The organism is Mesorhizobium newzealandense (assembly GCF_042682145.1).
In the GTDB taxonomy this organism is placed as follows: Bacteria; Pseudomonadota; Alphaproteobacteria; order Rhizobiales; family Rhizobiaceae; genus Mesorhizobium; species Mesorhizobium newzealandense.
The window spans coordinates 40,249-67,188 of record NZ_JBHUGZ010000005.1; the positions used below are offsets into that span (position 1 = coordinate 40,249).

Consider the following 26,940-nt stretch of genomic DNA (forward strand, 5'->3'; position numbering starts at 1 on the left):
GTCGTCTTCCCAAACCACTTGCGCACTTTTGGGCGACATGCATTCGCGCCGCCCGGCCAGTGATATCGTTTAGAGCGCTTCCACGCACATGGCGACGCCCATGCCGCCGCCGATGCAGAGCGTGGCGAGGCCTTTCTTGGCGCCACGGCGGCGCATCTCGAAGACCAGCGTGTTGAAAACGCGAGCGCCGGACGCACCGATCGGGTGGCCGATGGCGATGGCGCCGCCATTGACGTTGACGATCGAGGGATCCCAGCCCATGTCCTTGTTGACGGCGCAGGCCTGCGCGGCAAAGGCCTCATTGGCCTCGACCAGGTCGAGATCGCCGACCGACCAGCCGGCCTTTTCCAGTGCCTTGCGCGAGGCGGGGATCGGGCCGGTGCCCATGATCTGCGGATCGACGCCGGCGGTTGCCCAGGACACGATGCGCGCCAGCGGGGTGATGCCGCGCCTCACCGCTTCCGCTTCGCTCATCAGCAGCGCACCGGCGGCGCCGTCATTGATGCCGGAGGCGTTGGCGGCGGTCACGGTGCCGTCCTTGTCGAAGGCCGGCTTTAGCTTGGTCATGGCGTCGATGGTGGCGCCGTGGCGGATGTACTCATCCTGGTCGACAATGGTGTCGCCCTTCTTGCCCTTGATGGTGACGGCGACGATCTCGTCCTTGAACTTGCCGGCCTTCTGCGCGGCCTCCGCCTTGTTCTGGGAGGCGAGCGCGAACTGGTCCTGATCGTCGCGGGTGATCTGGAACTGACGAGCGACGTTTTCCGCGGTGTTGCCCATGTGGTAGCCGTTGAAGGCATCCCACAGTCCGTCCTTGATCATGGTGTCGATCAGCTTGAAGTCGCCCATCTTGACGCCGGCGCGCAGGTGCTGGGCATGCGCCGAAAGCGACATCGATTCCTGGCCGCCGGCGATGATCACCTTGGCATCGCCGGAGGTGATCTGCTGCATGCCGAGTGCAATGGCGCGCAGGCCCGAGCCGCACACCTGATTGAGGCCCCAGGCGGTGGTTTCCTTCGGCAGGCCGGCATTGATCGATGCCTGGCGGGCCGGGTTCTGACCCTGAGCGGCGGTCAGTACCTGACCGAGGATGACCTCGTCGACCTCGCCCGGTTCGACACCGGCACGCGACAGCAATTCCTTGATGACAACGGCCCCGAGTTCATGCGCCGGCGTGGCGGCGAAGGCGCCGTTGAAGGAGCCGACCGGCGCGCGCGCGGCACTGGCAATGACGATGGAAGCGGACATTTTCTTCTCCAGACTTCAAGGGTGTTGTTCTATCGTTGAGGACTTTTCTTGCCCTTTCCAGAACCCAAGTCAAACCGGAAATGGGCATGGCGCCCATGCGCTGCAAGCAGGTCGCGCCTTGCGACGGCGGTTGCTGCGCAGCATTATTTTGCCCGCTATGCAGCATTTAGTGATCCCGCACTGCACAAACTGCTTGGAATTATGAGGCTTTTGCGCATATCCTCAAAAAAGGCACAATCGTTACCGGCGGCTTACTCTGGGCGCGCCGGTGTCCCCGGGAGGATGCAGATGGCCGCGAAAGACGATCCGATCATCATCAAGAAATACGCCAATCGCCGCCTCTACAACACCGGCACCAGCACCTATGTGACGCTCGAGGACCTCGCCGAGATGGTCAAGAAGGGCGAGGAGTTCACCGTTCAAGACGCCAAGACCGGCGACGACATCACGCATCCGGTGCTGACCCAGATCATCTTCGAGCTGGAGAACAAGGATGGGCAGAACATGCTGCCGATCCCGTTCCTGCGCCAGCTGATCGCCTATTATGGCGACCAGATGCAGATGATCGTGCCAAGCTTCCTCGAACAGTCCATGCTCGCCTTCTCGAAGGAACAGGAACGTTTTCGCGAGCAGATGAAGGGGGCGATCGGCAAATCGCCGCTGGACATGATGAAGATCGCCACGCCGATCAAGGCGCTGGAGGAGCAGACGCGCCGCAACATGGAAATGTTCCAGAATGCGATGCGGCTGTTCACGCCGTTCCCACCGGCGGGTTCCGGCCCGGCCGCTGCGCCGACGCCCGAGCCGGCCAGGAAGGAAACGCCGGAAAAGCCTGACGACCTTCAGGAACTGAAGGACCAGATCGCCGCCATGCAGCGCAAGCTCGACACGATGTCGTGAGACGTTCGGACCGAAGATCCGGTAGCTCGCGCACAGTGCTATCGCGACGCTACGGCAGCACTCCCTCATAGCGGCCACGCGGCCTGATGACACTTCCGCTCGTTATCTGTTCGACCGTGTGCGCGGACCAGCCAACACTGCGTGCGAGCGCGAACAGGCGGAACGGTGCATCGCGCGGCAAGCCAAGGCTGCGCGTCAGCACGACCAAAGCGAAGTCGATGTTCGGGCGTGCGCCGGTCGCGGCAAAGGCCGCATCGCGCAGCGATTGCGAGAGTTCATCGATGTCGATCGCGCTCAGCAATGCCGCCGCCCGTGGGTCGCCGTCGGGATAAAGCGGGTGACCAAACCCCGGCAGCGGGCGGTCATGGTCAAGCCAGCGCCGGATCGCCGCATCGGCGCCGTGCCGCGCCGCATCCTCGGCCAGTTGCATCACCGCTTCACCGGCGCCGCCATGGCGTGGCCCCGATAGCGTCGCCAGGCCCGCCAGGAGACATGCCGCCAGCGACGCCCCGGTCGAGGCCGCGACACGGGCTGCGAAAGTCGATGCGTTCAGTTCGTGGTCGGCGAGCAGAACAAGCGCGCGGCGGATCGCGTCCGCTCCCGTTGCATCCACCGACCAGTCTTGCGCCAGCCGTTGATGGACTGGATCCGACCCCGCCGATGCACCCAGGGCGCCGGCCAGCGCGCCGACAGCGTGCGCGGCATCGGCATGCAGCGAGGTGGCGCCGCGCCCGAGCGATGGGCGCCCCTGGCCGGCAAGCACGGCAAGGCGAGCAAAGGCCGAGGCTCGACCGGCTTGATGGGGCGCATCTGGCGACGGTGCTTTGAAAACCACCGGTCCAGGCAGAGCCCACAGCACTGCAGCAGTTTCTTCCAGTGTGGCACTCGCTGAAAGCGCCGCGGCGTCCTGGCCCCGATAGACAAGATGGCCGTGCAAGACGGTCGAGATCGAGGTGACGATCGACGGTTCGCCCCAGGCAATGGCGCTTTCGGCGATGGCCGCCGGGCTCCGTCCGCGCGCCCGGCGGGTGGCCAACGCGGCAATGTCGTCGGCGCGATACTGGCTGCGGCGTGGGTCGGTCTGGTCGGGCCGCATGCCGATGCGGCCACGGCTGACATAGGCGTAGAGCGTCTGCGGCCGCACCCTGAGCCTTTCCAGCGCCTCTTCCCGTGACAACCATTCCGACAGGTCCCGATCCTCCTATATATTGATTCTATTGATCAAGATTGATGAGCATGTTGCCTAGCCTTATCTCCGATCCGGAAATGGTTCAAGGAGACAGGCTATGGCGAATGGGCTCGATGACGTGGTGGCGGCGGAAACCGTCCTCTCCGATGTGGATGGTCTTGGCGGCCATCTGACGATCCGCGGTCATTCGCTGCCGGAACTGGCCGGACGCTGGCGTTACGCGCAGGTGGTTCGCCTGCTGCTCGACGGCTTTTTCGATGATCTTCCCGACGACGCGGAATTGGCGCGAGCGCTGGGCCAGGCGCGTGCGGAAGTGTTCGAGCGGCTCTTGCCCTCACTGCCCTTGCTGGCATCGCTCGATGTCTACAGCGCCATGCGCGCCGGGATGGCGCTGCTGCCGGACGGCGAAACGTTGACGGACGCCTTGCTGCTGATCGCGGCGCCGGCTGTGCTGACGCCGGCCTTGCTGCGCCTGCAACACGGCGAGAAGCCAATCGCACCGGACAGCCGGGCCGATCATGCCACGGACATGTTGAGGATGCTCAACGGCAGCGCTGCCTCGCCGGCGCTGGCGAAGGCGCTCGACACCTATCTGGTGACCGTCTGCGACCATGGCCTCAATGCCTCGACCTTTGCTACACGCGTGGTCGCGTCGACGCAGGCCGGCCTGACATCGTCCGTGCTGGCTGGGCTCGGCGCACTCAAGGGGCCCCTGCATGGTGGCGCGCCAGGCCCGGTCATCGAGATGCTGGACGCGATCGAGGCGCATGGCGATGCCGCCGGCTGGCTGCGCGACGAGGTCGCGCATGGCGAGCGCATCATGGGGTTCGGTCACAGGATTTACCGCGTACGCGATCCGCGCGCCGACGTGCTGAAGGCGGTGGTGCGGCAACTCGGCAGCGAAGGCGAAACCGGTCGCCGGCTGGCCTTTGCGGAGACAGTGGAGCAGGCCGCGCTCGACGTGCTGCGGATCGCCAAGCCGTCGCGCTCGCTGCAGACCAATGTCGAGTTCTACACCGCGCTGCTGCTGGAGGTGGCGGGATTTCCGAAAGAGGCATTCAGCAACGTCTTCGCCGCCGGGCGTGTCGCCGGCTGGATCGCCCATGCCCGCGAGCAGCAGACGACCGGACGGCTGATCCGGCCGCAGTCACGCTATGTCGGGCCGGTGCCGGACCTCGTCGCCTGAAGCTTCGCTTTTGCAGGGAGTGGCGGCGCCCGCCGAAGGACGGAGCGATCCGGTCGATGTCCTTCCGGTGAGGGGCTGCGCGGCCGATCATGACAAAAAGTTCATCTCGCTGCACAAATCCCGCCGCTGTTATTGCGTCGCATTGAGCATATATGCTGCACTGCAACATAAGCTCACTCTTGCCGCAACCAGAGGATTCCGCCCTTGGCCGCCAGAAAAACCGCAGTTATCACCGGCTCCACATCGGGCATTGGCCTGGCCATCGCTCATGCCCTGGCGGCTGAAGGCCACGCGATCGTCGTCAACTCCTTCTCCGATACGGCCGCCGACCGCGCCATCGCCGATGCGATCGCCAGACAGCACAGCGTGAAGACCGCCTATATCAAGGCCGACATGTCCAAGCCGGCCGAATGCCGGGCGCTTGTCGCCGAGGCGGCCGAGACCTTCGGATCGGTCGATATTCTCGTCAACAATGCCGGCATCCAGCATGTCGCACCGGTTGAAGACTTCCCGATCGAGAAGTGGGACGCCATCATCGCCATCAACCTTTCATCGGCGTTCCACACCATCGCAGCCGCGATCCCGCTGATGAAAAAGGCCGGGGGCGGCCGGATCGTCAACATCGCCTCGGCGCATGGCCTGGTCGCGTCGCCGTTCAAATCGGCCTATGTCTCGGCCAAGCACGGCATCATGGGATTGACCAAGACGGTTGCGCTCGAGTTGGCGCGTGAAAAGATCACCTGCAACGCCATCTGCCCCGGCTATGTGCTGACGCCGCTGGTCGAGGCGCAAATCCCCGACCAGATGAAAACCCACAACATGGACCGCGAGACAGTCATCCGCGAGGTCATGCTGGACAAGCAGCCGACCAAGGAATTCGTCACGGTCGAGCAGATCGCGGCAGCGGCGGTGTTCCTGTGTTCCGACGCGGCGGCGCAGGTCAACGGCACGCATCTCTCGATCGACGGCGGATGGACCGCGGCGTGAGGCGCGAAATTTTCTCACCCACCCAAAGGGACAGATCAAGGACGACGCCATGACGAAAAACGGCAAGGCGGAGGAGACGAAGAAGATCAACATTGCGCTGCAAGGGGGTGGCTCGCACGGCGCCTTTTCCTGGGGCGTGCTCGACCGGTTGCTGGAGGACGGCAGGCTGGAGATCGCGGCGGTGTCCGGCACCAGCGCCGGCGCCATGAACGCGGTGGCGCTGGCCGACGGCTTCGTGCGCGGTGGGGTCGACGGGGCGCGGCAGAAGCTCGACGATTTCTGGCGTGCGGTGGCGGCAAAGGGCCGGTTCAGCCCGGTGCAGCGCATGCCGTGGGATGTCGCCTGGGGCAACTGGTCGATCGAGAACACGCCGGGCTATCTGTTCTTCGACACCATGTCGCGGGTGTTTTCGCCCTATGTCGCCAACCCGCTCGGCCTCAACCCGCTGCGTGACGTGGTCCAGCAGGAGATCAACTTCGCCAATGTGCGCGCCTGCAAGTCGATGGAACTGTTTATCTCGGCGACCAATGTCGAAACCGGACAGTTGCGTGTCTTTTCCGATGGCGAGATCGATCTCGACACGGTGATGGCCTCGGCCTGCCTGCCGCAATTGTTCCGCGCCGTCGAGATCAAGGGCGTTCCCTATTGGGACGGTGGCTATGGCGGCAACCCGGCGCTTTATCCGTTCTTCAAGACGGCGGCGACCGAGGACGTGCTTCTGGTGCAGATCAATCCGGTGGTGCGAGAGGGAACGCCGAGGAGCGCCAACGAGATCCAGAACCGCATCGACGAGATCACCTTCAACGCCGGTCTGTTGCGCGAATTCCGCTCGATCGCTTTCGTCAAGGAATTGATCGCCGCCGGCCGTCTGCCGCATGGCGAATACCGTGACATCCGCATGCACCGCATCGATGCCGACGAGGCGTTCAAGGACCTGTCGGCGTCATCGAAGGTCAATGCCGAATGGGCGTTCCTGACCTATCTGCGCGATCTCGGCCGCACCGCCGCCAGCGACTGGCTGGAAGAGAACTACGATGCCGTCGGCAAGCGGCCGACGCTCGATCTCTCCGGCGAACTCGACGACGGCTTCAAGCCGGTGCGCGGCCCCGCACCCGGCCGGCGGGTCAAGGAATTCCTTGCGGCGCGCAAGAAGCCCGAGGCGGAACGCCGCCGGGCCTGACCGGAATCTCGACACAGCTCGGATTCATCAAGCTCTCAAGGTCAGATCGATCACCTTGACCAGGGCAGCGGCCGCCTGCCGCTGCCCCTCGGGATCGCTGATCCGCGCCTTCATGCCTTCCAGCCCGTCGAGCAGCATGTCGGCAAGCAATTGCGTCGACAGGCCCTTGGCCGCCAGATCGACGCCGTTCCTGGCTGCCTCGTCCTGGATCGCGGCAGCGATATGTTCGACCAGACCGCCGCGCCAGCAGCCGACCAGATCGCCAAGGCTCGATTTCATGTCCACCAATTCGGCGCCGTGCGGCGAGGCAACGACCGCGCTCATCATCGAGATGAATGCCTCGTCGATGGCTCGCATCATGCGCGCGGCGAAAGCGCCGTCGCCGGCCAGCGCCATTTTTGCCGCTCCGACCGAGCGCGACAGCACCATCATCGCGATGGCGCGGAAAATATCGGTCTTGTTCTTGAACAGGAGATAGAGCGCCGGGCGTGACATGTCGGCTGCGCGGGCGATGTCGTCCATGGTGGTGCGGGAGAAGCCATAGGCCAGGAACACCTTCATCGCGCCATCCAGGACACGGACGCGTTTGGGGTCGGTGGTGGCGATGTCTTCGATCTGATTCATGGGGCAACATTATCCTGCAAAATCTCAATTGACAAAATGACGAAATTTGTCAATCTGTTTGAGAGTGAAGCGACCCCAGAGAACGCTTCGCACCTGGGCTGTGGACGACAACAAAAGGGTATCCCCATGCGCCTCACCGTCGATGGGCAGTCATTCGACATCAACGCCGATCCGGACATGCCGCTGCTGTGGGCGCTACGCGATCTCATTGGCAAGACCGGACCGAAGTTCGGCTGTGGCATCGCCGCCTGCGGCGCCTGCACCGTGCATGTCGACGGTCAGCCGGTGCGCTCCTGCTCGCTCCCGGTCGGCGAGGTCAGCGGCGTCGTCACCACCATCGAAGGCATCGGCACGGCGGACAGACTGCATCCGGTGCAGCAGGCATGGCTGGAGGAACAGGTGGCGCAATGCGGCTACTGCCAGGCCGGCCAGATCATGAGCGCGGTGGCCCTGCTCGACGAGGTCGCCGACCCGAGCGACGCCGACATCGACAACGCCATGGGCGGCAATCTCTGCCGCTGCGGCACCTATCCGAAGATCCGCTCGGCCATCAAGAAGGCTGCAGCGCTCAAGACGGCGGGGCTCTGAGCATGGCCAGTGTCGGAAAGATCGCCCGCCGCACGTTTCTGATCGGCGCGGCTGCCGTCGCGGGCGGCGTTGCCGTCGGCTACTACTATTATCGCAAACCGTTTCCGAACCCGCTCGAGGCTGATCTCGGCAAGGGCGAGGCGACCTTCAACCCCTATGTGAAGATCGGCGCCGACAACACCATCACCATCGTCGCGCCGCGCGCCGAGATGGGGCAAGGCATCTCGACGACGCTCGCCGTCATGGTCGCCGAAGAACTCGATGTCGGTCTCGACCAGGTCAATGTCGAGCACGGCCCGGCCTCCTATGCCTATTACAACGCGGCGATCCTCGAAGAGGGCGGTCCGTTCGCCTTCTTCGACGAGAGCATGACAGCGCAGGCGGTGCGCTCAGGGCTCGGCGTGGTCGGCAAGTTGCTTGCTCTCCAGGCCACCGGCGGTTCGGCTTCGGCGCGCGATGGTTTCGACAAGATGCGCCAGGCGGGCGCCACAGCGCGGCAGTTGCTGATCGCGGCGGCGGCGCAGAAACTCGGCGTTGCCGCGGCCGATCTGGAAACGGCTAATGGCTCGATTGTCCACAAGGCGTCTGGCAAGTCGCTGACCTATGGCGCGGTTGCCGCAGCCGCCGCTGCCATGGCGCCGCCGGCCGAAGTCAGGCTCAAGGACAGAGCCGACTGGAAATTGCTGGGAAAACCGCAGAAGCGCATCGACATGCTGGCCAAGGTCACCGGCGCCCCGATCTTCGGCATCGATGTCAGGCTGCCGGACATCCTGTACGGCACGGTCAAGATGAGCCCGCGCTTCTGGGCCAAGCCGGTCAAGGCGGACCTCGCAAAAGCCGAAAGAATGCCCGGCGTGATCAAGATCGTGCCGCTCGAGACGAATTACGGCCACGGCTTCGGCATCATCGCGGAGAACACCTGGGCGGCGTTCAAGGCGGCCGACGCCATCGACGCCCAGTGGGCGGATCCCGAATATCCGCTCAGCAGCGCCGCCATATCAGACGTGCTGAAACAGGCGCTCGGCACCAAGGGCTCGACGATGCGCGACAATGGCGATGTCGACACCGCCTTCGCCGACGCGCCGCGCGAAAGGATCGTCGAGGCAGACTATGCGGTGCCCTATCTGGCGCATGCAACGATGGAGCCGATGAACGCCACGGCGCGGTTCAGCGATGGTGCCCTCGACATCTGGTGCGGCAACCAGGCGCCGACCCTGGTGCGGCAGCTTTGCGCCAACGTGGTCGGCATCGAACAGGACAAGGTCACCGTCCACACCACCTTCATGGGCGGCGGTTTCGGCCGCCGTACCGAGATGGACTTCGCGCTGTGCGCCGCGCTGATGGCGAAGGAGACAGGCGGGCGTCCGGTCAAGGTGACTTGGACACGCGAAGAGGACATGCGCCATGACGCCTACCGGCCGGCCGCGGTCGGCAAGTTCCAGGCGCGGCTCGGCGACGACGGCATGCCGGTCGCCGTCGACATGAAGCTCGCCTCGCCATCGGTGATCGCCGGCACCTTGCGTCGGCTATTTCCCTCGATATCGCCGCTCGGCCCCGACAAGTCCATTGTCGATGGGGCCTATGACCAGCCCTACACCATTCCGAACTATCGGGTCAGCGGCGTGGCGGCGCCCATCTCCATCCCTGTCGGCTTCTGGCGCTCGGTCGGCAGTTCGATCAACGGTTTCTTCCATGAAGGGTTCATGGACGAGATCGCCACGGCCGGCAAAATCGATCCGGTCGAGATGCGCAAGACGCTGATGGCCGCCTATCCTTCCGCCGTGAAGGTGGTGGAGAAGGTCGCCGCGATGGCGAAATGGGGCGAGGCGCTGCCCGCCGGCACGGCCAAGGGCATGGCCTTCACGCTGTCCTTCGGCAGCTGGGTTGGCGAGATCGTCCAGGTGGCGGATACGCCGGCCGGCATCCGCATCGAGAAGGTGTGGATCGCCGCCGATGTCGGCACTGCGCTCGATCCGGGGATTATCGAGGCGCAGCTGATTTCCGCCGCCATCTACGGTCTTTCGGCGGCAATGGGACAGGAAATCACCTTCGCCGACGGCATGGTCGAACAGTCGAACTTCCACGATTTCGACGCCATGCGGATCTTCCAGTGCCCGGTCTTCGAAGTCGCCATCCTGGAAAATTTCCACAAGATGGGCGGCGTCGGCGAGGTCGGTACACCGCCAGCGGCACCGGCGCTGGCCAACGCCATCTTCGCGCTCACCGGCAAGCGCATCCGCACGCTGCCGCTATCGAAGACGGTGGCCTTCGCATGAAGAGGCTCCTCATCATGCTGACGCCTGCTGCCATGCTCGTTCTCGCGGCGTCGTTCGCAGTTGCACAAGACAGGCTGGCGCCGGCGCCGGCGACAGCCGACGCTGCAAATGGCTTGTCCGAATGGGACAAGATTTATGCGGTGTTCTCGCATCCGCGCTGCGCCGACTGTCATGTCGCGGACGACCGGCCGCGCTGGTCCGGCGCGCACTATGGCGGCACGCGCATTCACGCCTTCAACGTCCAGCGCGGTGCTGACGGATCGGGCTTCGGCAATCCGGCCCTGCGCTGCACGACGTGCCATTTCTCCAGCAATTCCAATGCATTGCACGGACCGCCCGGAGCCGACAACTGGCGTCTGGCGCCGGCCGAGATGGCCTGGTTCGGCAAATCCTCAGCCGAAATCTGCGCTCAGATCAAGGATCCGGCGCGTAATGGCGGCCGTAGCTTGAAGGATATCGCGCTGCATGTTCGCGACGACAGGCTGGTCGGCTGGGGCTGGACGCCGGGGTCGGATCGTGAGCCGGCTCCGGGCTCGGCCGAAGCAACCTATCAAGCGATCGAAAACTGGACGGCGGAGGGTGCACCTTGCCCGGTGGCGCAATGATCCCGCAACTTTCTGACTATATTGCGGTGCAACTTTGATGTAGAAGCGCGCTTCGCCGATCACGGCAAATTGAACACGGCCTGGCGCGCACCCATATCGGCGACGCGCCCGCGTTATGAGGACGCTGGCCGAACCCGCAGTGGAAAAAACGACGATGAGATTCAGGTTTCACAAGCTTGCAGCCGTTGTTGTGCTCATTGGTTTCGCGGCCTGGATGGCGACAGGCGAATTCTCGTCCGTCGGCAGCGTAGCGGCGAACAAGGCCAAGGCAGCCGAAGTCGAGCAGGCCAAGGCGCCGGACGCGAACAAGCCCAAGGCGGCGGAAGCCGAGCCGAAAGCACCGCTGCGCACCGTCGCGGTGGTGACACCGCCGCGCAAGACCTATGCGCGCGCCATCCGCATTTCAGGACTGACTGAAGCCGATAAACGAGCGGTGCTGGGGGCGCGCGTTGCCGGTGTCATCGACAAGCTGCCGGTCAGCCAAGGCCAGCACGTCAAGACCGGCGATCTGGTGATGATGCTTGCCGCCGAGGAAAAGATCTCGATGGTCGACAACGCCAAGCAATTGGTTGTGCAGCGCCAGGCCGAGTTGGAAGCAGCTCTGCGACTGATGAAAACAGGCAATTTGCCGAAGCTGCAGCTCGATACCGCGCGCTCGAACCTGACCTCGGCGCAGTCGCTGCTGAAAACGGCACAGGCCTTGCTCGACCGCAATGAGGTGAGGGCGCCTTTCGACGGCGTCATCGACCGGGTGCCGGTGGAACTGGGCAGTTCCATCATGGAGGGCGGCGAGGTGGCAACCATCCTCAAGCTTGATCCGGTCATTGCCCGCGGCGAAGTCAGCGAGCGCGACCTCCGCTACCTCAAGCTCGGCGACAAGGCCAATGTCCGTCTGGTCAGCGGCCAGACGGTCGAAGGCACCGTGCGCTACATCAGCCGCGACGCGTCGTCGGCGACCCGCACCTTCCGCGTAGAGGTGGCGATCCCCAATGCCGATGGCTCCGTGCCGGCCGGCATGACGGCGGAAATCGCGCTCAACGCGCAACCGACCGACGCTGTCTTGCTGCCGCGCTCGGTGGTGACGCTCGGCGACAAGGGCGACCTCGGCATCCGTGCCGTCGGCAAGGACAACAAGGTGGCGTTCTTCCCGATCGACCTCGTCGACGACACGCCGACCGGCCTCGTGCTCGGCGGCATCCCGGCCGATGCGCGCATCATCGTTGCCGGTCAGGAACTGGTGAAGGAAGGCGATGTGGTCAATCCGGTCGAGGCGGACCAGGCGACCATCCAGAAGTTGCTGGGCGAGGCGGCTGCCGGCACGCAGTAGCAACTGTCGCGACTGACTAGCCCTGGGCGGGGACAATCGGTTGCGGCGCAGCTCGTGAAATTCAAGAACAGGCGTTAGCCATGGATATCGTCAAACTCGCGATCAACAATGCCCGCCTGACCATCTCGGTCCTGGTCTTCCTTCTGCTGGCCGGCTGGGTCGCCTATCAGTCGACGCCGAAGGAAGCGGAACCCGACGTTCCGATTCCGATGATGTATGTCAGCCTGATCTATCAGGGCATTTCGCCCGAGGATTCGGAGCGCCTTCTGCTGCGGCCGATGGAAAGCAAGCTGAAGAGCCTGAAGGGCCTCAAGGAAATGCGCTCGGCCGCCTTCCAGGGTGGCGGCTATGTCCTGGTCGAGTTCCAGCCGCAGACAAATTTGGCGACCGCGCTGCAGGACACGCGCAGCAAGGTGCAGGACGGCAAGGCCGACCTGCCGCAGGCGGCCGAAGAGCCTGTCGTCACCGAGGTCAACATCTCCGAATTCCCCGTCCTCGTCGTCACCCTGTCGGGAGAATTGCCCGAACGGGTGCTGACCGCCGCGGCGCGCGAACTGCGGGACCGGATCGAAGAGGTGCCAGGCGTTCTCGAGGGCTCGTTGCAGGGCGCGCGAGACGATCTCGTCGAAGTCGTCATCGACCCGATGAAACTGTCTTCCTACGGGCTGCAGCTCGATCAGCTGATCGGTGCGGTCGGCGCGTCAAACAGCCTGGTCGCCGCCGGCAACATCGAGGGCTCGGAAGGCAAATACGCGGTCAAGGTGCCGTCGCTGATCGAGACGCCCGAGGATGTGGCGGCTCTGCCGGTGGTCGCGGGCCCCAATGCCGTGGTGCAGGCCAAGGATATAGCGACGATCCGCTCGACCTTCGCCGATGCCGAGACGATCACGCGCCTCAACGGCAAGCCGGCCATCGCCATCGAAGTCAAGAAGCGCATCGGTGCCAATCTGATCGACACGCTCAGCAAGGTGAGGGCCGTATCCGACGCCTTCGTCAAGACCATGCCGGAAGGCATGAATGTCACCTACACGCAGGACAAGTCGGTCTTCGTCAACCAGTTGCTCGGCGATCTGCAGAACCACGTCATGATCGCCGTGATCCTGGTGTTCATCGTCATTCTCTATGCACTGTCCGGCCGTGCCTCGCTGCTCATTGGCCTGGCCATTCCATCGTCGTTCCTGATCGGCATCCTGCTGCTGGCAATGATGGGCTACACGATCAACATGATCGTGCTGTTCAGCCTGATCCTGGCCGTCGGCATGCTGGTCGACGACGCCATCATCGTCACCGAGTTCGCCGAACGGCGGATGAGCGAGGGTATGCCGAAGGCGGAAGCCTTCGCGCTCGCCGCCAAGCGCATGGCCGGCCCGGTGATCGCCGCGACCATGACGCGCATCGCCGCCTTCTCGCCGCTGCTGTTCTGGCCGGGCATCATCGGCGACTTCATGAAGTACATGCCGATAACGCTGATCGTCACGCTGTCGGCCTCGATGCTCTATGCTCTGGTGTTCGCGCCGACGCTGGGGGCGATCTTCGCCAAGGCGCCGCAGCACCATGAGGATGACAATCGCGACGGCTGGTACATGGCCATCGTCAAGCAGGCGGTGCGGTTCCCGATCACCGTGGTCTTGCTGACTGTTGCGCTGCTGTTCGGTGTCGGCTTTGCCTATTCGAAATACGGCGCTGGTGTCGAGTTCTTCCCAAGTGTCGAGCCCGACTATGGCCTGCTCTACGTGCACGCCCGCGGCAATCTTTCGCTGACCGAAATGGACACCGCTACGAAGATTGCCGAAAACCGGCTGCTCGGCTGGCCGGGCATCAAATCGGTCTATACCCGCGTCGGCAAGACGCAAGGCGGCGGCCAGGATGTCCCCGAGGACGTTGTCGGCGTCATCCAGTATGAATTCATCGACTGGCGCGAGCGTAAGTCGGCGAACCACATCCTGGATGAATTGCGCGGCGTCATGGCCGGGATTCCCGGTGTCGATGTCGAAGTGCGGGTGCCGGAGGCCGGCCCGCCGACCGGCAAGCCGATCCAGATCAGGCTTTCGGCGATCGACCCCAAGGGGCTCGACGACAAGGCGCGCGCCGTCGCGGCTCGCATTGGCAAGGTGCCCGGCGTCATCGACATTTCCGATGGTCTGCCGCCGCCCGGTGTCGACTGGGCGCTCGAGGTGGACCGCGCCAAGGCGGCGCAGTACGGCATCAGCCCGACCTCGGTCGGCACCGTGGTGCAACTGGTGACCAACGGGCTGAAGCTCAGCGAATACCGACCGGCTGGCGCTGACGACGCCGTCGATATAAGGCTGCGTCTGCCTGAAGATCGGCGAACGCTGTCGACGCTCGACGAGCTTAGAGTGCAGACCGCACAAGGCTCGGTGCCGATCTCGAATTTCGTCGTGCGCAAGCCGGAGCCGACCGTCGGTATTCTCAACCGCATCGACGGCGCCCGCACGGTGGTCGTCCAGGCCAACGTGGCCGCCGGTACGCAGGTTGCAGCCGTACAGGCTGAGGTCACCAAGGCCGTCGCTGATATGGATCTTGGCAGCGGCATACGCTGGAAACTGGCCGGCTCCAACGAGGACAGCGCCGAGGCGAGCGCCTTCCTGGGCAAGGCCTTCGGGGCGGCGATCTTCCTGATCTTCCTCGTGCTGCTGATGCAGTTTAACAAATTCACCAGCGTGCTGATGGTGCTGTCCTGTGTGGTAATGGCGACGATCGGTGTGTTCCTGGGGCTGCTGTTGACGGGAGAGGCATTCGGCATTGTCATGTCGGGCATTGGCGTCATCGCGTTGGCCGGTGTGGTGGTGAACAACAACATCGTGCTGATCGACACCTATGACCGGCTGCGCGAAGAAGGCTGGGACAAGATGGAAGCGGTGCTGCAGACCTGCAGGGAACGCGCCCGCCCGGTGGTGCTGACGGCGGTGTCGGCGATCCTCGGCGTGCTGCCGATCGCCTTCGGCCTCGGTCTTGAAATCTTCCATCACGAGACGACGATCAACGCGCCGTCGACGCAATGGTGGATTTCTCTGTCGTCGGCGATCGTCTTCGGCCTGTCCTTCGCCACCCTGCTGACGCTGGTGGTGACGCCGTCGATGCTGATGATCTTCACGCGCAGCAAGAACAGCCGCTTCTACGCGTTTTTCCGTCGGATATTCCGGCGCGGCAAGGGAAAGGTTTCGTCGACCGACACGCCGGGCCTGGATGTGGGCGACGAGCCGGCCATCGCCTTTCCGAAGGCGGCCGAATAAACCTGTCTGCGAACCTCTGACAAAAAGAGCCGCCCGGAACAACCGGGCGGCCTTTTGCATTCTCCCCCCAAGGGCAATGCGACGAGTTGTCCCCGGAGCAATGCAAAGCATTGTCTCGGAGCAACGCCAAAGCGTTGTGTCGTAGCAAACGTCAACGCGCGGGGTTCCCATGCCGATCACCACCATTGTCATCATCGTCCTGATCCTTGTCCTCATCGGCGCGGTGCCGACATGGCCGCATTCGCGCTCCTGGGGTTATGGGCCGTCGGGCATTGTCGGCGTCGTGCTGGTGGTGCTTCTGGTGTTGCTGTTGATGGGGCGGCTCTGAGCCGCCTTTTCAGTCGTAGAGAGGCTTTTCAGTGTGGAGAGATGGGCGGGCATGCGATGGCTGCGCCCGCCGTCCATATCAGGCAGCCTTCGCAACGCCATTCACGGTGGCGATGCCGATGTCCTCGAGAGCCTCGGTGACCGCTTGATCCAGCGGCGTGTGCGGGATCGCGCCGATGATGCCTTCCAGCCTTGCCGAGGCCAGCTGATGCGGCTCGAAGCGCAGATAGGACATCGAGACGATCTCACGCCACATCGCCACGAACGGGCTGCCGGCGCGCAGCACCCACCAGGGCATCGAGGTCATCTTGAGCGGGCGACCAAGCGCCGTCTCTGCTGCCGCCTTGATCCCCCGGTCGGTAACGGCATGGCCCGGGAAGTTCAACGCTTCGTAGGAGCCGAGCTTGTCCAGGTTTTGCGCCAGTCCAACGAAAGCCTTGGCCAGATCCGGCAGGTAGGCCCATTCATGCATCAGATCGACCGGGCCGGGCGCGGTGTAGATGCCCTTGTTCATCTTGGCGGCGACGACCAGATCGAACCATGACCCGCTGCCGGTGCCACCGAAGAAGTCGCCGGCCCGCAAGAGAATGGTGCGGACGCGGCCCACGTCGGCCTCACGGCGAAACAGGTCTTCCATGGCGACGCGGATGCGGCCCTTTTCGGTCGTCGGATGGAATGGGGCGTCTTCGGTGATCACCGCTGGTATCGGCGAGCCGAAATTGTAGACGTTGCCTGGAGCAAGGTGCAAAGCGCCGTTCGCCCGGCAGGCGGCCATGACATTCTCGGCCATCGGCAGGCACTTGGCCCATTCGGTGTAGATCGGGTTGAGGCCGTTGAAGATGATGTCGACACCTTCCGTGGCGCAGATGAGCGCTTCGCGGTCGAGCCCATCACCGGCAACGGCCGTGGCGCCGTTGAGTTCGGCAGGTACCTTGCCGCTGCGGGTGACTGCGCGGACATCATAACCGGCGTCGATGAAGGCCTTGGCGACGACGCGGCCGAGCCGGCCATTGGCACCGAGAATTGCGATCTTGGTCATTTTTCATCTCCGTGTTGATGTTTGCAGCCCGAATATGGTTCCTTCGCATGCGAATGGAAATTGACTATGGATGGGGTTCGAATATTCATAAATGAATGAGTGAAATCGACTGGAACCTGATCAAGAGTTTCGTCACCGTGGCGGAAACCGGCAGCCTGTCGGCCGCCGCGCGAAAGCTCTCGGCAAGCCAGCCGACGCTCGGCCGTCACATCGGCGAGCTCGAACAGGCGCTGGGTGTCACGCTGTTCCGGCGTGGGCGGCGCGGCTATGAACTGACGGAAGCCGGCAGCACGCTGTTCGAGCGCGGCAAGGCGGTCAGCGAGCAGGCAAGCGCCTTCTCACTGCTGGCGCTGGGTTCGGTCGAGGCGATCGAAGGTACGGTGCGCATCGCCGCCAGCGAGGTGGTCGCGGCCTATGTGTTGCCCGAGATGACGATGCAGCTCGGTATCGAGGAGCCGGGCATCGAGGTCGAGATCGTTGCCTCGAACCAGGTCGAGAACCTGTTGCGCCGCGATGCCGACATCGCCATCCGCATGGTCAAGCCGGCGCAGAATGAGCTGACGGCGCGCAAGGTCTGCGATATTCCGCTCTGCGCCTGCGCGGCCAGATCCTATCTCGACAGGCGCGGGCGCCCGCTTGAGCCCGCCGACCTTGTCGACCACGACCTGGTCGGCTTCGACCGCAGCGATGACATTGTCCGAGGCTTTACCCAGTACGGCATCCCTGTCACCCGCGGCAGTTTCCGCTTCAGGACCGACAACCAGATTGTCTTGTGGGAGGCGGTGCGGGCGGGAAACGGCATCGGTCTCGGCCAGGAGCCGCTGGTCTACCGTGATCCATCGGTGGAGAAACTGCTGCCTGACCTGCCACTGCCGGTGCTGCCGGTGTGGCTGGCGATGCATCGCGACGTGCGCACCAGCGTGCGCATCCGCCGCGTGGCGGATTTTCTCTACGAGGAACTGAAGCGCTATTCGGCCGGCGCGGCCGCGAATTCGGCGCGGTGAGCGAGCCCGGCCATCAGCAGCACGACGATCAGCAGTCCTGACATGGCAATGAAGATCGGGCCGAAGCTGGAATGCTCGGCAACGAACCCGATCGCCGACGGCGCCACCAGAATGCCGGAGTAACCCATGGTGGTGACGACGCTCATGCCGGTGCCCGACGACATGCCTTCTTGGTTGCCGCCGGCCGAGAAGATGATCGGCACCATGTTGGCGATGCCGAAGCCACACAAGGCAAAGGCCGCGATGGCGAGCCAGGGCGAGGGTGACAGGCCGGCCACCAGCATGCCGGCGGCAGCGACGATCGCCGAGCCGCGCAGCGTCGTCACCGCGCCGAAGCGATTGCGGACGCCGTCGCCAAAGAAACGCATGATCGCCATGACGCCGGAGAAAGCAGCGTATGCGAGGCCGGCAATCGCGAGGTCGGCGCCGAGCTCCTGCCGCAGATACAGCGCTGCCCAGTCGAGCACTGCGCCCTCGGAGATCATCGTCAGCAGCGCCATCAGGCCGACGAGGTAGACCAGCGGGTTTGTCGGCAGCGTGAATTTATGATGCTCGGCCGCCTGCGGCCTGTCCTCGCCGACCAGATGGCCAACCGCCACCGCGATCACAGCGAAGGCAAGCGCCGTCACCACGGCTGCGTGGGTGAGGTGGCCATAGTTCTGGATGGCGAAGCCGCCAATCGCACCGCCGGCGAAGCCGCCAAGGCTCCAGAAACCGTGCGAGGACGACATGATGGCGCGCGAGAGCCGCCGTTCGACCACTACCGCATTGGCATTCATGGCGACATCCATGCCGCCGATCGAGCCGCCGAAGACGAACATGGCGATGGCGGCCAGCGGCACGTTGGGGGCCAGCGCCACGACCAGCAGGCCGAGGCTGCCGCAAAGACCGAACCAGCGCAGTACGCTGCGCGAACCGTGTTTCGAAATCAGATGGCCGCACCAGGTCATGGCGGTGACGGCGCCGGCGCCGAACAGCAGGATCAGCAGGCCGAGCGTGAACTTCGTGATCTCCAGCCTGGTCAGGAACACCGGGATCTGCGGCGCCCAGCTGCCGGTCAGGAAGCCGTTGGCGAGGAAAATGGCCGCCACGGCCCATCGTCCGCGAATGGCAGTCAGCATGGCATTTGACGCGTTCATAAGGCGAATCCGGTCCGAAAATGGCTTCCGGCGGCAAATTAGATCGATTCAATTTTCAGTCAAGCACTCTCTCGGGGAAAGCGCTTGGGCCAAACCTGGCCTTGGAAGCGATCGAGGGGTATCCGGGTTGACCTAGAGCGGTTCATCGTTTCACGGAAAACGCCGAACCGCTCTATCTCTTTGTTTTGACGCAATTCCCCAAGGGAAAGCGCTACGCGCTTTCCCGGGAAAACCGTTTCACACTTTTCCTGGAATTGCTCTAGTGGTCCCTGGGCCGCCTTGCCTCGAATTCGGCCTTCTTGGCGTCCGAGGCTTCAGTCTGGTTGAGCGCCTGCCACTCGGAATAGGGCATGCCGTAGACGATCTCGCGCGACTGGTCCTTGCCGAGGTCGACGCCGTCGGCATTGGCTGCTTCGCGATACCAGTTCGACAGGCAGTTGCGGCAGAAGCCGGCGAGGTTCATCAGGTCGATGTTCTGCACGTCGTTGCGCTCGCGCAGATGCTCGACCAGGCGGCGAAAGGCGGCAGCCTCGAAATCGCGTTTCTGCTCGTCGCTGAGTTCGGTCATAGAAACCTCCTTGCGGCTCTACAGCGGCCCGGCGCGAGAGCCGAATTGCTTGACCACATGTATATCGGGACGGTGGTCGATCGCGTCAACGATCGGCGCCAGCCGCTGTGCCCAGGCGATCGCGCCATTCTGGTCTGATATCAGGTCCTGGCGGATCTCGATCAGCACATGGGCGAAGCCGTTGACGATGGCGTGCTTGTACATGGTGTCGCCGCGCAAGGCGCCGTCATAGGGTTCATTGTCGCCGACCACGAGGCTGTTGTCGGCGGCCAGCATGTCGATCAGTGGCCGTGCCACCCGGTCATCCAGATCCCACAGGACGCCAACATGCCAGGGACGTTGGATCCCTTGCATGACCGGGGTGAAGGAATGCACCGAGAAGATGAACGGCGCTTGGCCGGAGGCCTGCGCGACCGATGCGATCATGGCGCCGACGGCGTCGTGATAGGGCCGGTAGAAGCGGTCGAGCCGCCTTTCGCGCTCCGCGGCAGCAATCGGGTAATTCCCGGGCACGACGGTGCCGTCGTAAAGCTGGCGAATGAGCGTCGGGTCGTCCTCGCCGCGATTGGGATCGATCAGCAGTCGCGAAAAATTGGCCAACACCGCCGGCACGCCGAGCAGAGCAGCCAGTTTGCGCGTCACCGCCTCGACGCCGATGTCATAGGCGATGTGGCGATCGAATTCCGCCGCCGGCAGACCGAGGCTGCCATAGTCCTCCGGCAGGTCGCGGCGGGCATGGTCGCCCAGCAGCACAATGCCTCGCTTGCGGTCGCCTTCGACGATGTCGACAGGCGCGAAAACTGTGGATCGGGTCATTGGCGGGAAATGGTCTGTTCGCTGGCTTCCGGGGAGGGTGCTATCGTCATTCCACGAAGACGACGCTTGCGCAATGCCGTTGTTTGGCCAAGGTTTCTGCGGAAATCTGGCAGAAGTCGGCGAATTGTGCGCCGGAGCCTTTCTAAATCGATTGGAATTGGACAAAACGGTGCGTTGACATGCGCCCGGACTTTTCCGAAAAGGGGCGCAGAGAGATGCTGATGTGGTTCTTGAGGGGTTTTCGGATGGGTTCCGCCGGCAGGCAGCGCATGCGCTCTGCCTTTGCCATGCCGCTCCTGATCCTTGCCGTGGGCCTGTCGGCGATGGTCATGGCCTCGCCGGCGCGTGCCGATTTCCGTGTCTGCAACGCCACGCAGAACCTGGTCGGCGTCGGTATCGGCTATCGCGCCAAGGCCGGCTGGATCACCGAGGGCTGGTGGCACATCGAGGGATCGAGTTGCAAAACGCTGATCGAAGGGCCGCTGTCATCAAGGTTTTACTATCTTTATGCAGAAGACGCCGAGCGCGGTGGACGCTGGGACGGCCCGATCAACATGTGCGTGGCTGAAAAAGAGTTCAAGATCGCCGGCGTAACCGACTGCGTCGCCCGGGGCTTCCAGCGCGCCGGATTCCAGGAATATGACACGGGCGAACAGGCAAGCTGGATGGTCCAGCTGACCGATGAGCCCGCAACGGGAGGCGCTCCAGCCGCCCCGGGAACAAACAGTCAATGAGACGTAGCCGCAAGGTCAAGATCCTAGCCACCATCGGTCCGGCCTCCTCTTCCGAGGAGATGCTGAAGAAATTGTTCGAAGCGGGCGCCGATGTGTTCCGCATCAATATGAGCCACACCGACCATGAGCTGATGCGCACGCTGGTCGGACGCATCCGCGCCGTCGAGGAAGCGGTCGGCCGGCCGATCGGGATCCTGGCCGACCTGCAAGGCCCGAAGCTGCGCGTCGGCAAATTCGCCAATGGCAAGGAAGTGCTGACTGTCGGCCAGACCTTCACGCTCGACGACAATCCCGAGCCCGGCACCTCGACCAGGGTCTACCTGCCGCATCCGGAAATCCTGAGCTCGGTCGAAGCCGGCCATCGCCTGCTGATCGACGACGGCAAGCTCGAGTTGAAGGCAGTGAGAAGCGACGGCAAGTCGATCGTCTGCACTGTCATCGCCGGCACCACGATTTCCGACAAGAAGGGCGTCAGCCTGCCCGACACCGACCTGCCGGTCGGCGCGCTGACCGAGAAGGACCGCAAGGACCTCGATGCCGTGCTGTCCACGGGCGTCGACTGGGTCGCGCTGTCGTTCGTGCAGCGGCCGGAGGATCTGGCCGAAGCGCGCAAGATCGCGCGCGGCCGGGCGCTGATCATGGCCAAGATCGAGAAGCCGCAGGCGGTTGCCCGGCTGGCCGAGATCATCGAACTGTCCGATGCGCTGATGGTCGCCCGCGGCGATCTCGGTGTCGAGATGCCGCTCGAAGCGGTGCCCGGCATCCAGAAGCAGATCACGCGCGCCGCGCGCCGCGCCGGCAAGCCGGTGGTGGTGGCGACGCAGATGCTGGAATCGATGATCACAGCCCCGGTGCCGACCCGCGCCGAGGTGTCGGATGTTTCGATCGCCGTGTTCGAAGGCGCGGACGCCATCATGTTGTCGGCGGAGTCCGCCGCCGGCGCCTATCCGGTCGAAGCGGTGGCGATGATGAACCGCATCGCCACCAAGGTCGAAACCGATCCGACCTATGCCGGTATCATCAACGCGCAGCGCTCCGAGCCGGAAGCGACCGGCGCCGACGCCATTTCGCTGGCCGCCCGCGAGATCGCCGAGACGCTGAAACTGTCGGCGATCATCACCTACACGGCGTCCGGCAACACCGGCCTGCGCGCCGCCCGCGAGCGTCCGCAAGTGCCGATCATCGCGCTGTCGCCGATCCTCAACACGGCGCGGCGGCTGTCGCTGCTGTGGGGCACGCATTGCGTCGTCTCGCCCGATGCCAGCGACCTCGACGACATGGTCAACCGCGCCTGCCGCATCGCCTTCGAGGAAGGTTTCGGCAAGCCCGGCGACCGCGTCATCATCACCGCCGGCGTGCCGCTGAGGACACCGGGTTCGACCAACATGCTGCGCATCGCCTATGTCGGATCGGACGTGCAGGCCAGCCGGTAGGCCGGTTCGCCCGAACCACGAGAGCGGTTCATCGTTTCACGGAAACGCAGAACCGCTCTATATCTTTGTCTTGACGCAATTCCGGACGGGAAACCGTTTCACGCTTTTCCTGGACTTGCTCCAGGCGTGATCAGGTCGGCGCGAGTTCGGCCTGCGGCACCTTGATGTCGGCGCATCTGCCGGCGCCGTAAGCGTCGCCGGCGATGCGCGCCTCCACTGTCCCGGCCAGCGCCTGCAGATCGATTTCCTCGCCGGCGACCTTCTCGATGGCGCCGACGACGAGGTCGGGCGCGATCCAGTCTGGCTTGTGGCCGAGATTGTGCACCCAGACGAGTTCGGCGCCGGCTATGTCGCGGACGAGGCCGACCGAGTGAATCTCCGCAAAGACGACCTTGTCGCGGTCGCCCGAAATGACCACGGTCGGCGTCTTGATCTCGTTGTAGTGCGGGGCGGCGCCAAGGGCATAGCGGTAGAGCCCGGCGACATCGGTGGCGTTGGCGCGAAAGGCCGATGGCCGCAGCACCAACGGGATCGAGGCCAGGCTGAGATAATTGTCCGGCACCTTGTTGGGCGAGAAGACGCAGGTCGTGGCATCAGCAATCTGCAGCGTTCCCGCCGGATAGGCCAGCGTCTCGGAAAACAGCCAGCCGATCACTGGAATGGTCGTCAGATCATAGTACCATGAGGTTGCGCCGCCCGGCCATGGATGGGTCGCCGGCGCGAGAAAGACCAGCCCAAGCGTTTTATCGGGATGCTCGTGGCCAAAGGCCGTGGTCACCGCGCCGCCGAAGGAATGGCCGACGATGACAGCCTTTTTCATGCCCAGACGGTCCATCAGGGCGGCGATGGTGTTGGCCTGGGCCGACGGATCCTCGTTGTTGCCCGGGCCGCGCCCCGACCAGCCGAACCCCGGCCGGTCGAAGAACAGCATTTCGGCGCGGCCTTCGAGCAGCGGCCGCAGCGGCAGCATCTGATCCCTGAGATTGGCGCTGGCGCCGTGGATGATGACGATCGGTGGCAGGTCGGCATTGGCCGGCGCTGGAACATGGACATAGTGGATACGGGCGCCACCGATGTCGGCGAAGTCGCCGGTCGACGGATTGCGCCGCTCGATCAGCCACGAGCCGACGCGGGTGACGGCGACAAGGCCAAAGACAAGCGCCATCAGGAAGGCGAGGGCAGCGTAGGTCAGGTTCATGCGGGGAAATACGGGCTGGAGCGGAATTAGTTCTGGGTATGCCGATATTCAGGCGAGGGCGGCCTGCGACGGTGGCGTCCTGTGCTTCCGGTGCTCACGTACCCAAAAGTACGCTCCGCTCCGGTTCTCGGACACCGCTATTCTCGGCTCGGCCTGATCTGAATCTCAGCATACCCCGGCGGGAGATCGGGACCATCAAATGCCTTCGCCGGCAAGCTCTTCCGAAATCGTGGCGACCTGGTCCTGGGCGCTGCGCATCATCGGATAGATGGCCAGCACCTTCTGCCAGGCCTCGAGCGCCGATTGCTTGTGGCCGGTCAGGGCCATGATCTGCGCCAGGCCGGACAGCGCGCCGAAATGGCGCGGCTCAAGCTGCAGTGTGTGGTCGATGTCGGACATCGACTTGCCGAAGTTCTTCATCATGAAATGCACGGTGGCGCGCCGGTTCCAGCCTTCGGCATAGGTCGGCTGCAAGGTCACCACCTGGTCAAGGAAATCGAGCGCGACGTCGAACTTCTGGCCCTCGATGGCCTTTTGCGACCATTGCATCATCAGGTCGATCGAGGCGCTGCCGGATTGGGACCACTCGTTCCAGATATTGCCGGCAATGCGCTCGGCCGCCTTTTCGTTGCGCTCGCGCTTCAGGTCGCTGAACAGCTGGTCGAGACGGGCCTGCTTCGTCATTGCCACCGGCGACGCGTCCGGAGCGGCCGGTGGCGCGACTGCGTCATCCGCCCGCGCCGGCAAGGACATGGCGGCTGAAAGAAGCATGGCCGCTAAAAATGCAAAAAGAATCCGCATTGCCGGACTCTAGTCCCGGGCGGCGGAACGTCAAACTGAATTTGGCGTGAAAGGCCGGCAGAGCCGGCGACAAGCATCAACTGGGCGGAGGCAACACGCCTCCGGCCGAAAACTCAGCCCTGGCGTGCCTTGTAGCGCGGGGCGGTCTTGTTGATGATGTAGACGCGGCCCTTGCGGCGAACCAGCTGGTTGTCGCGGTGACGCGCCTTCAGCGCCTTGAGCGAATTCTTGATCTTCATGGTCTTGCCTGTCGGTGTGGACCCGGTCCGGGTTGAAATCTTAAGGCGCGCCAGAAGACGCGCCTTTGAACTGTGGGTGGCTCATAAACGAGGAGCCTTGTCCGTGTCAACCGCAAGCATGCTCCGCCTCCCCATATCATCAATTATCCGCCATGTCGGCCTTGCGGCATTGCGCGGCCTCCAGCCGGCTGGGATGATGCGGCCGCCGTGAAGTGATTTGGGGATGACCATGCGCCTGATGTTGCTGTCCGCCTGCCTTGTCTTGCTGGCGGGGGCTTCGGTTGCTCGCGCGCAGGAATGCGACCGCGGCGACGACAGCCAGCAGATGATGAACATCTGTGCCGGCGAGGATTACCAGGCGGCCGACGCCAGGCTGAACAAGGCCTACCAGGATCTCATCAGCTCGGATGACGCCGACAGCAAGAAACTGCTGCAGGCGGCGCAACGGGCGTGGATCACCTTTCGCGACGCCGAATGCGCTCATTCCACCGCAGCCAGCGAGGGCGGCTCGATCCATTCGATGGAAGTTTCGCAGTGCCTGACCAGACTGACCAATGACCGCATCAAACAGCTCGCTGCCGCGGCCAATTGCGAAGAAGGCGACGCGAGTTGCGCCAGTCCCGACGAGGACGAGGGCGTCGACGTGCAATAGAGCGTTTCTCAGGTCAGGCGCGAAGGCTGATCCGGGTGAAATGGCCCATCTTGCGGCCGGGGCGCGCCTCGGCCTTGCCGTAGAGATGCAGCAACAGATCGGGCTCGGCGAGAAGCTCCGGGACACGCAGCACATCGTCACCGATCAGGTTTTCCATCACGCAGTCGGAATGGCGGTGCGGGCTTCCAAGCGGCAGGCCGGCGACGGCGCGGATGTGCTGCTCGAACTGCGAAACGATGCAGGCGGCTTCGGTCCAATGGCCGGAATTGTGGACGCGGGGCGCGATCTCGTTGGCCAGCAGTGAGCCGTCAGCCAGCACGAAGAACTCGACGCCGATGACGCCGATATAGTTGAGCGCCGACAATATCTTCGATGCCGCTGCTCGTGCCGCTTCCGCCGTTTCGGGCTTTATGGCAGCCGGCAAGGTCGATGTATGGAGAATGCCGTTGCGGTGGACATTCTCGGCCGGATCGTAGGCGGCGACCGCGCCGTCCAGTCCCCGCGCGGCGATCAACGAGATCTCGCTTTCGAACGGCACGAAGCTTTCGAGGATCAGCGGCACATTGCCCATCGCCTCGCAGGTGCCGGCAAAGCCGCCCGCTTCGATGTTGCGGAAGACACGTTGGCCCTTGCCGTCATAGCCCATGCGCCGGGTCTTCAATATGCCGCTGCCGCCGAACGCCTTCAGCGCCGCCGTCAGCTCGTCGTCATTGCCGACTGGGCGGAAATCGGCCGTGGCAATGCCGATGCCATTGAGGAATGTCTTCTCGCTTACCCGGTCCTGCGCCACATCAAGCGCGCGCGCCGGCGGATAGACCGGAACCTTGGCGGCAAGCGCGCTGGCGGCCGCAACCGGAACGTTCTCGAACTCGTAGGTGATGACGGAACTCGCCGCCGCCAGTTCGGCAAGAGCGGCCGGGTCGTCATAGGCGGCTGTTATCTGCCGGTTGGCGACCTGTGCCGCCGGGCAATCCGCTTGCGGTTCCAACACCACCGTGCGGTAGCCGAGGCGGGCGGCGGCCATCGCCAGCATGCGGCCGAGCTGACCGCCGCCAATGATGCCGATGGTCGATCCGGCGGGTAGGCTCATGGCGAATCCATCGGTTCGGTCGCGACCTTGGCGGTCTGCGCGGCGCGCCAGGCATCCAGCCGCGTGGCAAGCTTGTCGTCGTAGAGCGCCAGCACGGCGGCAGCCAACAGCGCTGCGTTGGTGGCGCCAGCCTTGCCGATGGCCAGCGTACCCACGGGAATGCCGGCCGGCATCTGGACGATGGAGAGCAGCGAATCCTGCCCGGAGAGCGCCTTCGATTCCACCGGCACGCCGAACACCGGCAGCGGCGTCATCGCCGCCGTCATGCCGGGCAGGTGCGCCGCACCGCCGGCGCCAGCAATGATCACCTTGTAACCGGCCGCCTTGGCGCCCTTGGCGAAATCATAGAGCCGGTCTGGTGTGCGATGCGCGGAGACGATCAGCCGCTTGTGCGGGATGCCCAGTGCCTCCAGCGTTTCGGCGGCGTGGCGCATGGTCGCCCAGTCGGACTGGCTGCCCATGATGATGGCGACGTCGGCGCGTTGATCGTCCAAGTCCTTGCTCCCCGGCGACAAAGGCGCGCCTTAGCGGAATTC

The 26,940-nt window shown here is 64.1% G+C and carries 26 protein-coding genes; 14 read left to right on the top strand and 12 right to left on the bottom strand.

The window, feature by feature from the left end; genetic code table 11:
• Positions 1-69: 69 nt before the first annotated feature.
• Complete coding sequence (locus ACFSOZ_RS07340; RefSeq protein WP_379095356.1) at positions 70-1,248, bottom strand: acetyl-CoA C-acetyltransferase; 1,179 nt, start codon at positions 1,246-1,248, stop codon at positions 70-72.
• Positions 1,249-1,536: 288 nt separating this feature from the next.
• Between ACFSOZ_RS07340 and phaR the strand changes: the two genes are divergently transcribed.
• Entirely contained in the window at positions 1,537-2,148 is a 612-nt protein-coding gene (gene phaR, locus ACFSOZ_RS07345) for a polyhydroxyalkanoate synthesis repressor PhaR (protein WP_379095358.1), read from the top strand.
• A gap of 49 nt (positions 2,149-2,197) precedes the next feature.
• Here the strand turns inward: phaR and ACFSOZ_RS07350 are convergent, their stop codons facing one another.
• Complete coding sequence (locus tag ACFSOZ_RS07350) at positions 2,198-3,337, bottom strand: citrate/2-methylcitrate synthase (RefSeq protein WP_379095652.1); 1,140 nt, start codon at positions 3,335-3,337, stop codon at positions 2,198-2,200.
• A gap of 97 nt (positions 3,338-3,434) precedes the next feature.
• Between ACFSOZ_RS07350 and ACFSOZ_RS07355 the strand changes: the two genes are divergently transcribed.
• From ACFSOZ_RS07355 to ACFSOZ_RS07365, 3 genes are all read left to right on the top strand, one after another.
• Positions 3,435-4,523, top strand: coding sequence for a citrate synthase/methylcitrate synthase (locus ACFSOZ_RS07355; RefSeq protein ID WP_379095361.1), 1,089 nt, complete (start codon positions 3,435-3,437; stop codon positions 4,521-4,523).
• Between the two features lie 204 nt (positions 4,524-4,727).
• On the top strand, positions 4,728-5,510 hold the full coding sequence (locus ACFSOZ_RS07360; protein WP_379095363.1) for a 3-hydroxybutyrate dehydrogenase: 783 nt from the start codon (positions 4,728-4,730) through the stop codon (positions 5,508-5,510).
• Between the two features lie 49 nt (positions 5,511-5,559).
• Positions 5,560-6,690, top strand: coding sequence for a patatin-like phospholipase family protein (locus ACFSOZ_RS07365; RefSeq protein WP_379095366.1), 1,131 nt, complete (start codon positions 5,560-5,562; stop codon positions 6,688-6,690).
• 27 nt (positions 6,691-6,717) lie between these two features.
• Here the strand turns inward: ACFSOZ_RS07365 and ACFSOZ_RS07370 are convergent, their stop codons facing one another.
• The gene (locus tag ACFSOZ_RS07370; RefSeq protein WP_379095369.1) at positions 6,718-7,314 is read right to left on the bottom strand and encodes a TetR/AcrR family transcriptional regulator; all 597 of its coding nucleotides are present in this window, start codon (positions 7,312-7,314) and stop codon (positions 6,718-6,720) included.
• A 126-nt stretch (positions 7,315-7,440) separates the two neighbouring features.
• Here ACFSOZ_RS07370 and ACFSOZ_RS07375 point away from each other — a divergent pair, with 126 nt between their 5' ends.
• From ACFSOZ_RS07375 to ACFSOZ_RS07400, 6 genes are all read left to right on the top strand, one after another.
• Positions 7,441-7,902 (top strand): (2Fe-2S)-binding protein, encoded by a 462-nt coding sequence (locus ACFSOZ_RS07375; RefSeq protein WP_379095371.1) that lies wholly within the window; start codon positions 7,441-7,443, stop codon positions 7,900-7,902.
• Positions 7,903-7,904: 2 nt separating this feature from the next.
• A complete protein-coding gene (locus ACFSOZ_RS07380; RefSeq protein WP_379095374.1) occupies positions 7,905-10,178 on the top strand; it encodes a xanthine dehydrogenase family protein molybdopterin-binding subunit in 2,274 nt (757 codons plus the stop codon).
• Positions 10,175-10,783, top strand: coding sequence for a hypothetical protein (locus tag ACFSOZ_RS07385; protein ID WP_379095377.1), 609 nt, complete (start codon positions 10,175-10,177; stop codon positions 10,781-10,783). Before ACFSOZ_RS07380 ends, ACFSOZ_RS07385 begins: the two co-directional genes overlap by 4 nt.
• A 154-nt stretch (positions 10,784-10,937) precedes the next feature.
• Entirely contained in the window at positions 10,938-12,110 is a 1,173-nt protein-coding gene (locus ACFSOZ_RS07390; protein WP_379095380.1) for an efflux RND transporter periplasmic adaptor subunit, read from the top strand.
• 80 nt (positions 12,111-12,190) lie between these two features.
• Positions 12,191-15,364: an efflux RND transporter permease subunit gene (locus tag ACFSOZ_RS07395; protein ID WP_379095383.1), complete on the top strand. Its 3,174-nt coding sequence runs from the start codon at positions 12,191-12,193 to the stop codon at positions 15,362-15,364.
• A 169-nt stretch (positions 15,365-15,533) separates the two neighbouring features.
• Entirely contained in the window at positions 15,534-15,692 is a 159-nt protein-coding gene (locus ACFSOZ_RS07400) for a DUF3309 family protein (protein WP_379095386.1), read from the top strand.
• Between the two features lie 78 nt (positions 15,693-15,770).
• On the opposite strand, the gene ACFSOZ_RS07405 is transcribed toward ACFSOZ_RS07400, so the two are convergent.
• Positions 15,771-16,730, bottom strand: coding sequence for an SDR family oxidoreductase (locus ACFSOZ_RS07405; protein WP_379095389.1), 960 nt, complete (start codon positions 16,728-16,730; stop codon positions 15,771-15,773).
• Positions 16,731-16,825: 95 nt separating this feature from the next.
• Here ACFSOZ_RS07405 and ACFSOZ_RS07410 point away from each other — a divergent pair, with 95 nt between their 5' ends.
• Positions 16,826-17,734: a LysR family transcriptional regulator gene (locus ACFSOZ_RS07410; RefSeq protein ID WP_379095392.1), complete on the top strand. Its 909-nt coding sequence runs from the start codon at positions 16,826-16,828 to the stop codon at positions 17,732-17,734.
• Here the strand turns inward: ACFSOZ_RS07410 and ACFSOZ_RS07415 are convergent.
• The 3 genes from ACFSOZ_RS07415 to ACFSOZ_RS07425 all read right to left on the bottom strand — a co-directional run bounded on the left by ACFSOZ_RS07415 (position 17,698) and on the right by ACFSOZ_RS07425 (position 20,257).
• The gene (locus tag ACFSOZ_RS07415; protein ID WP_379095395.1) at positions 17,698-18,873 is read right to left on the bottom strand and encodes an MFS transporter; all 1,176 of its coding nucleotides are present in this window, start codon (positions 18,871-18,873) and stop codon (positions 17,698-17,700) included. The genes ACFSOZ_RS07410 and ACFSOZ_RS07415 overlap by 37 nt on opposite strands.
• Before the next feature lie 259 nt (positions 18,874-19,132).
• Positions 19,133-19,441 (bottom strand): DUF1244 domain-containing protein, encoded by a 309-nt coding sequence (locus ACFSOZ_RS07420; protein WP_379095398.1) that lies wholly within the window; start codon positions 19,439-19,441, stop codon positions 19,133-19,135.
• Between the two features lie 18 nt (positions 19,442-19,459).
• Positions 19,460-20,257 carry an N-formylglutamate amidohydrolase gene (locus ACFSOZ_RS07425; RefSeq protein ID WP_379095401.1) on the bottom strand — a complete coding sequence of 266 codons (798 nt, stop codon included), beginning with the start codon at positions 20,255-20,257 and terminating at the stop codon, positions 19,460-19,462.
• 287 nt (positions 20,258-20,544) lie between these two features.
• Here ACFSOZ_RS07425 and ACFSOZ_RS07430 point away from each other — a divergent pair, with 287 nt between their 5' ends.
• Positions 20,545-20,991: a DUF1036 domain-containing protein gene (locus ACFSOZ_RS07430; protein ID WP_245331228.1), complete on the top strand. Its 447-nt coding sequence runs from the start codon at positions 20,545-20,547 to the stop codon at positions 20,989-20,991.
• Positions 20,988-22,424, top strand: coding sequence for a pyruvate kinase (gene pyk / locus ACFSOZ_RS07435; RefSeq protein ID WP_379095404.1), 1,437 nt, complete (start codon positions 20,988-20,990; stop codon positions 22,422-22,424). The genes ACFSOZ_RS07430 and pyk overlap by 4 nt, the downstream gene beginning before the upstream one ends.
• Before the next feature lie 130 nt (positions 22,425-22,554).
• Here the strand turns inward: pyk and ACFSOZ_RS07440 are convergent, their stop codons facing one another.
• From ACFSOZ_RS07440 to ykgO, 3 genes are all read right to left on the bottom strand, one after another.
• Positions 22,555-23,622, bottom strand: coding sequence for an alpha/beta fold hydrolase (locus tag ACFSOZ_RS07440; protein ID WP_379095407.1), 1,068 nt, complete (start codon positions 23,620-23,622; stop codon positions 22,555-22,557).
• A 195-nt stretch (positions 23,623-23,817) separates the two neighbouring features.
• Positions 23,818-24,423 (bottom strand): tetratricopeptide repeat protein, encoded by a 606-nt coding sequence (locus ACFSOZ_RS07445; protein WP_379095410.1) that lies wholly within the window; start codon positions 24,421-24,423, stop codon positions 23,818-23,820.
• A gap of 113 nt (positions 24,424-24,536) precedes the next feature.
• On the bottom strand, positions 24,537-24,662 hold the full coding sequence (gene ykgO, locus ACFSOZ_RS07450; RefSeq protein WP_006327841.1) for a type B 50S ribosomal protein L36: 126 nt from the start codon (positions 24,660-24,662) through the stop codon (positions 24,537-24,539).
• Positions 24,663-24,891: 229 nt separating this feature from the next.
• Between ykgO and ACFSOZ_RS07455 the strand changes: the two genes are divergently transcribed.
• Complete coding sequence (locus tag ACFSOZ_RS07455) at positions 24,892-25,314, top strand: lysozyme inhibitor LprI family protein (RefSeq protein WP_379095413.1); 423 nt, start codon at positions 24,892-24,894, stop codon at positions 25,312-25,314.
• Between the two features lie 13 nt (positions 25,315-25,327).
• Here the strand turns inward: ACFSOZ_RS07455 and ACFSOZ_RS07460 are convergent, their stop codons facing one another.
• Both ACFSOZ_RS07460 and purE read right to left on the bottom strand, forming a co-directional pair.
• Positions 25,328-26,404, bottom strand: coding sequence for a 5-(carboxyamino)imidazole ribonucleotide synthase (locus ACFSOZ_RS07460; protein ID WP_379095415.1), 1,077 nt, complete (start codon positions 26,402-26,404; stop codon positions 25,328-25,330).
• Positions 26,401-26,898 (bottom strand): 5-(carboxyamino)imidazole ribonucleotide mutase, encoded by a 498-nt coding sequence (gene purE / locus ACFSOZ_RS07465; RefSeq protein WP_379095418.1) that lies wholly within the window; start codon positions 26,896-26,898, stop codon positions 26,401-26,403. The genes ACFSOZ_RS07460 and purE overlap by 4 nt, the downstream gene beginning before the upstream one ends.
• Positions 26,899-26,940 lie beyond the last annotated feature (42 nt).

What these genes read in the sequence shown, in the direction of transcription:
- ACFSOZ_RS07385 (WP_379095377.1), top strand. Translation starts at nt 10,175, where the DNA reads ATGAAGAGGCTCCTCATCATGCTGACGCCTGCTGCCATGCTCGTTCTC.
- ACFSOZ_RS07430 (WP_245331228.1), top strand. Translation starts at nt 20,545, where the DNA reads ATGCCGCTCCTGATCCTTGCCGTGGGCCTGTCGGCGATGGTCATGGCC.
- ACFSOZ_RS07420 (WP_379095398.1), bottom strand. Translation starts at nt 19,441, where the DNA reads ATGACCGAACTCAGCGACGAGCAGAAACGCGATTTCGAGGCTGCCGCC.
- ACFSOZ_RS07340 (WP_379095356.1), bottom strand. Translation starts at nt 1,248, where the DNA reads ATGTCCGCTTCCATCGTCATTGCCAGTGCCGCGCGCGCGCCGGTCGGC.
- ACFSOZ_RS07440 (WP_379095407.1), bottom strand. Translation starts at nt 23,622, where the DNA reads ATGAACCTGACCTACGCTGCCCTCGCCTTCCTGATGGCGCTTGTCTTT.
- ACFSOZ_RS07415 (WP_379095395.1), bottom strand. Translation starts at nt 18,873, where the DNA reads ATGAACGCGTCAAATGCCATGCTGACTGCCATTCGCGGACGATGGGCC.
- ACFSOZ_RS07400 (WP_379095386.1), top strand. Translation starts at nt 15,534, where the DNA reads ATGCCGATCACCACCATTGTCATCATCGTCCTGATCCTTGTCCTCATC.
- ACFSOZ_RS07355 (WP_379095361.1), top strand. Translation starts at nt 3,435, where the DNA reads ATGGCGAATGGGCTCGATGACGTGGTGGCGGCGGAAACCGTCCTCTCC.
- ACFSOZ_RS07375 (WP_379095371.1), top strand. Translation starts at nt 7,441, where the DNA reads ATGCGCCTCACCGTCGATGGGCAGTCATTCGACATCAACGCCGATCCG.
- ACFSOZ_RS07380 (WP_379095374.1), top strand. Translation starts at nt 7,905, where the DNA reads ATGGCCAGTGTCGGAAAGATCGCCCGCCGCACGTTTCTGATCGGCGCG.
- ACFSOZ_RS07455 (WP_379095413.1), top strand. Translation starts at nt 24,892, where the DNA reads ATGCGCCTGATGTTGCTGTCCGCCTGCCTTGTCTTGCTGGCGGGGGCT.
- ACFSOZ_RS07365 (WP_379095366.1), top strand. Translation starts at nt 5,560, where the DNA reads ATGACGAAAAACGGCAAGGCGGAGGAGACGAAGAAGATCAACATTGCG.
- ykgO (WP_006327841.1), bottom strand. Translation starts at nt 24,662, where the DNA reads ATGAAGATCAAGAATTCGCTCAAGGCGCTGAAGGCGCGTCACCGCGAC.
- ACFSOZ_RS07405 (WP_379095389.1), bottom strand. Translation starts at nt 16,730, where the DNA reads ATGACCAAGATCGCAATTCTCGGTGCCAATGGCCGGCTCGGCCGCGTC.
- ACFSOZ_RS07410 (WP_379095392.1), top strand. Translation starts at nt 16,826, where the DNA reads ATGAGTGAAATCGACTGGAACCTGATCAAGAGTTTCGTCACCGTGGCG.
- ACFSOZ_RS07445 (WP_379095410.1), bottom strand. Translation starts at nt 24,423, where the DNA reads ATGCGGATTCTTTTTGCATTTTTAGCGGCCATGCTTCTTTCAGCCGCC.
- ACFSOZ_RS07425 (WP_379095401.1), bottom strand. Translation starts at nt 20,257, where the DNA reads ATGACCCGATCCACAGTTTTCGCGCCTGTCGACATCGTCGAAGGCGAC.
- ACFSOZ_RS07395 (WP_379095383.1), top strand. Translation starts at nt 12,191, where the DNA reads ATGGATATCGTCAAACTCGCGATCAACAATGCCCGCCTGACCATCTCG.
- pyk (WP_379095404.1), top strand. Translation starts at nt 20,988, where the DNA reads ATGAGACGTAGCCGCAAGGTCAAGATCCTAGCCACCATCGGTCCGGCC.
- phaR (WP_379095358.1), top strand. Translation starts at nt 1,537, where the DNA reads ATGGCCGCGAAAGACGATCCGATCATCATCAAGAAATACGCCAATCGC.
- ACFSOZ_RS07390 (WP_379095380.1), top strand. Translation starts at nt 10,938, where the DNA reads ATGAGATTCAGGTTTCACAAGCTTGCAGCCGTTGTTGTGCTCATTGGT.
- ACFSOZ_RS07460 (WP_379095415.1), bottom strand. Translation starts at nt 26,404, where the DNA reads ATGAGCCTACCCGCCGGATCGACCATCGGCATCATTGGCGGCGGTCAG.
- ACFSOZ_RS07370 (WP_379095369.1), bottom strand. Translation starts at nt 7,314, where the DNA reads ATGAATCAGATCGAAGACATCGCCACCACCGACCCCAAACGCGTCCGT.